The sequence below is a fragment of the Chelativorans xinjiangensis genome, assembly GCF_009812055.1.
Lineage (GTDB): Bacteria > Pseudomonadota > Alphaproteobacteria > Rhizobiales > Rhizobiaceae > Chelativorans > Chelativorans xinjiangense.
Window position 1 is genome coordinate 1 of the sequence record NZ_WQNH01000108.1, and the last position, 3,152, is coordinate 3,152.

Below are 3,152 nucleotides of genomic sequence, written 5' to 3' on the forward strand. Positions count from 1 at the left end.
GAAACCGTCGGGCCTTTCCTGCGGAAATTTGGTGATTCCTCCAGTAATTTCAGCAGCTTACCGTTTATGGACGGGCACTAGACTAGGCGACGCCGAGCCGCAGGAGATCGTGGAAATGCACGATCCCGACCGGGCGGTCGTCCTCCGTCACCACCAGGGCGCTGATGTTGTGCTCGTTGAGGATGGCCATGGCTTGGCTCGCCAGCGTCTCCGGCTGCACGGTCTTCGGCTTCGCCGTCATGATGTCGTCGACGACGAGATCGGCCATGTTGCGGTGGAGATTGCGGGCGAGATCGCCGTCGGTGATGATTCCCGCCAGTTGCCCCCCGGCTTCGACGACGCAGACGCAGCCGAGCCGCTTGTTCGAAAGGGTCATCACCGCGTCCTGCATTTTCGTGCCTGGCAGAACGACGGGGATATCTTCTCCACGGCGCATGATGTCGCCGACATGGGTCAGGTTGGCGCCGAGCTGGCCGCCGGGATGGAAGGTGCGGAAGTGGTCGGCGGTAAAACCGCGCGCCTCGAGCAGCGCCACGGCGAGCGCGTCGCCGATGACGAGTTGCAGGAGCGTCGAGGTAGTGGGCGCCAGGCCGTGCGGGCAGGCTTCGGGCACGCGCGGCAGGAGGAGCGCCACGCTCGCCTCGCTCGCCAGCGCCGAGTTCGACCGCGAGGTGATGGCGATCAGCGGGATCGAGAAGCGCCGAGCGTAGGCGACGATGCCCTTCAATTCCGCGCTCTCGCCCGACCAGGACATGGCGAGGATGGCGTCGTCGCGGGCGATCATGCCGAGATCGCCGTGATTTGCCTCCGCCGGATGCACGAAATAGGCGGGCGTGCCGGTCGAGGCGAGTGTGGCGGCGATCTTGGAGCCGATATGGCCGCTCTTGCCGACGCCGGTGACGATAACCCGGCCGGATATCCGCGACACCAGATCGACAGCTTCAGCAAAGGGCTCCGAAAGCCCATCGTCCAGCGCCTCCGCCAGGGCGGCAAGGGCGGTCTGGTCCGCCGCCAGCGTGCGCGTGGCCGAGGCGATGACGCCCTTGGCGTCGACCTTTCCGTTCTGTCTGGTCAACATGGGGGATGCGCTTAGCGCTTTCCTTTCGCCATGTCCAATTATTGTTGCTGCATCGAAGATGCGCTTATCCGCACGGTCTCAACCTTGCATTAACCAACACCTTTTACCGTTTGGTTACCTTGGCGCGGCGTGCGCCGCAGGATGTTCGGGTGGGGCATGTCGCGCATTCGCTTCAACGGAAAGTTCAAAGGGCTATGCCTCGCCTGTGCCGCGGGCGCGCTGACGGCTGCCTTTCCGGCCTCGGGCCAGGAGGGGAGCTTGCGCGGCACGGTCAGCGATACGTACATGGATTCCGTCCTCCGGTCCGGGAGCGGCACCGAGGCAGCCGAGGACCTGCAAATCCCCCCAACCCTGTACCGGACGACGAGCGCCGGCGCCCTGCCCGACAGCGCCGACGAGGATGGCGCTCTCTTTCCCGACACCGGCTCTCCCGCTGCCGGGGACCCATTCCCGCCCCTCGATCGGACGGCGGACGAAGGCCAGAACAGACGTGCCCAGGAGGCCGCCGCGCCGCGCCAGGAGGCGGAGCCTTCCGAAGAGTTGGACGATCTGGCGACGGGCACCGCCCGCGTCGGCACGATCGACGCGACCGAAGGCATCCGCCCGCTGCCGCTGCGCACCAACGAGCGGGTGCAGCCTATCGAAGGCCGCGCGCGCGCACCGGAGGAGGACCCCTACGCGCCGCTTGGCCTGCGCGTTGGCACCTTCACGCTGGTGCCGACCCTCGAACAGGGCCTGACCTGGACCACGAACGCCGACAGCAGCCCCGATGGAGAAGAGGCGCTTCTTTCCGAGACGACGCTACGGCTCAACGCCGTCTCGGACTGGTCGCGCCACCGCGCCGTGCTGAACGGCCGCGGCACCTACCGCAAATCCATTTCCGGCGACGACGTGTCGGAATTCGAAGGCGGGGCGGACGCGGTGCTCGAACTGGATCTGCGTAGCGATCTTTCCGCTCGCGCCGCCCTCGCCTACCAGGCCCGGCGCGAATCTGCCTCTTCGCCGGTTGCCGTCGCCGGCGTCGACCGGCAGCCCTTGCGCCACACGATTGACGGTTCCCTCGGCGTGGAGAAGGCGTTCGGCAGGCTCCGCCTCGGGGTCACCAGCGAGGTCACCCGCGACCAGTACGGAAACGCACGGCTCGACAACGGCGACACGCTCTCCCAAAGCGACCGCAACTCCACCCTGGCGCTGGTCAGGCTGCGCGGCGGCTACGAGCTTTCGCCGGCGCTGATGCCCTTCCTCGAGGTGGAGGCCGGCCGCCGCTTCTACGACGAAGAGCGCGACAGCGCCGGCTATGCCCGCTCCGCGACAAGGCTCGGCGCCCGCGCCGGCCTCTCGCTCGACATGTCGGAGAAGCTTTCGGGCGAGGTCTCCGCCGGCTGGGTGGCCGAGGACTTCGAGGATGACCGGCTCGACACGATCTCCGGCCTGGCGCTGGCGGCCGCGCTCAACTGGTCGCCGATGCGCGGCACCAATGTGAGGCTGGACGGCTCGACCACGGTGGAAGGTTCGACGGGCGCCGGCGACAGCGGCTCGCTGCTCTATGCCGGTACGCTGCGGCTGGAACGCCAACTGCGTGCCAATCTCACCGGCGACGTCGCCTTCGGCGCAGCGTGGCGCGATTATAGCGGCGGGGGCCACGACCTTGTCCTGAGCGGCGAGGCGAGCCTGACCTGGTGGCTCAACCGCTACGCCGGCCTCACCGGCCGTGCCCGCCACGAACGCCAGAAAAGCAACCTACCCGGCCGCGACTACGAGGCGACAAGCATCTTCATGGGCATGACGCTGCAGCGGTGAGGCTCCGCTCTCCCGTGCGGAACGGATGAGGCGATCGCGGCACACACCGGCATTTCAAATCTATAGCTGATTGTCTTATGGTGCGTGTTCCTGCAAATATCGGCGCGCCTTCGCGCCCCCCTCTGTCCTGCCGGACATCTCCCCCGCAAGGGGGGAGATTGGCTGTCGCGGCCGGTTTCGCCAATCGCTAGAGCATGTCCTGTGATCGATGAATCGATTGTGATGTGACGGCGACATTTTGTTCTGATTCAACCTCCATTTTGACGGAGGTGGA

2 protein-coding genes are annotated in these 3,152 nt (G+C 66.7%); one reads left to right on the top strand and one right to left on the bottom strand.

Features of this window, described 5'->3' with window-relative positions; genetic code table 11:
- Nucleotides 1-82 precede the first annotated feature (82 nt).
- A complete protein-coding gene (locus GM910_RS26800) occupies nt 83-1,078 on the bottom strand; it encodes a KpsF/GutQ family sugar-phosphate isomerase (RefSeq protein ID WP_159593935.1) in 996 nt (331 codons plus the stop codon).
- Nucleotides 1,079-1,234: 156 nt separating this feature from the next.
- On the opposite strand from GM910_RS26800, the gene GM910_RS26805 reads away from it, so the two are divergent.
- Nucleotides 1,235-2,878: an outer membrane beta-barrel protein gene (locus tag GM910_RS26805; protein ID WP_159593937.1), complete on the top strand. Its 1,644-nt coding sequence runs from the start codon at nt 1,235-1,237 to the stop codon at nt 2,876-2,878.
- Nucleotides 2,879-3,152: the final 274 nt, after the last annotated feature.

Coding starts and splice junctions, on each gene's coding strand:
- GM910_RS26800 (WP_159593935.1), bottom strand. CDS start 1,078: ATGTTGACCAGACAGAACGGAAAGGTCGACGCCAAGGGCGTCATCGCC.
- GM910_RS26805 (WP_159593937.1), top strand. CDS start 1,235: ATGTCGCGCATTCGCTTCAACGGAAAGTTCAAAGGGCTATGCCTCGCC.